Raw genomic sequence first — 900 nt, 5'->3', positions numbered from 1 at the left:
ATCGCGAGAGCAGCCGGCTGGAGGCGATCTACGTCAGGAACGTCGAGGGCGCCGGGGGCGAGACCTTCCACTCGCGCGCCATGATCGTCGATCCGCATGTCGTGCATCTCCTGGGTGAGGATCGCACCGTCACAGCAGACCAGATTCTGATTGCCACCGGCGGCCGCCCGGCGGCGCATCCGGCGCTGCCCGGCCACGAACATTGCATCTTTTCCAACGAGGCTTTCGACCTCAAGGAATTGCCCAGGGCGATCATGATCGAGGGCGGCGGTTACATCGCCGTCGAGTTCGCCAACATTTTTCACGGTCTCGGCGTCGACACCACGCTGGTCTATCGCGGCAAGGAGATCCTCAGCCGGTTCGACATGGACCTGCGGCGCATGCTGCACGAAACGATGGAAAAGAAGGGGATAAGGATCCTCTGCCATTCCGTGTCCGAATGGATCCGCAAGCGGCCGGACGGCCGGCTCGATGCGCTGGTCAGCGGCGGCGAGGTGCTGACCGTCGACCAGGTGATGCTGGCCATCGGCCGCATTCCCAACACCGAGAATATGGGCCTGGAAGGCATCGGACTGGAGATGACCAAGACCGGCGCCATCGCCGTCGACCAATATTCCCGCACCAACATCGACAACATCTGGGCAATCGGCGACGTCACCAACCGCGTGCAGTTGACGCCGGTGGCGATCCATGAGGCGATGTGCTTCATCGAAACCGCCTTCAAGGGAAATCCGACCGCACCCGATCACGAGACGATCGCGACCGCCGTCTTTTCACAGCCCGAGATCGGCACTGTCGGCCTGTCGGAGGACGACGCCGTCAAACGCTTTTCCGACATCGAGATCTACCGCGCCACATTCCGGCCGATGCGGCACACCCTGTCCGGGCGCGACGAGAAGA

Annotated in this window: 1 protein-coding gene; it reads left to right on the top strand. The window is 62.8% G+C overall.

What is annotated here, in order from left to right:
- A partial coding sequence (locus EN914_RS36805; RefSeq protein ID WP_164779235.1) for an FAD-dependent oxidoreductase occupies positions 1-900 on the top strand: 900 nt, incomplete at both ends.

Source organism: Mesorhizobium sp. M7A.F.Ca.CA.001.08.2.1 (assembly GCF_003998455.1).
Taxonomy (GTDB): Bacteria; Pseudomonadota; Alphaproteobacteria; order Rhizobiales; family Rhizobiaceae; genus Mesorhizobium; species Mesorhizobium ciceri.
The sequence above is the reverse complement of the archived record's forward strand: the minus strand, read 5'-3'. Positions and strand labels throughout refer to the sequence as shown.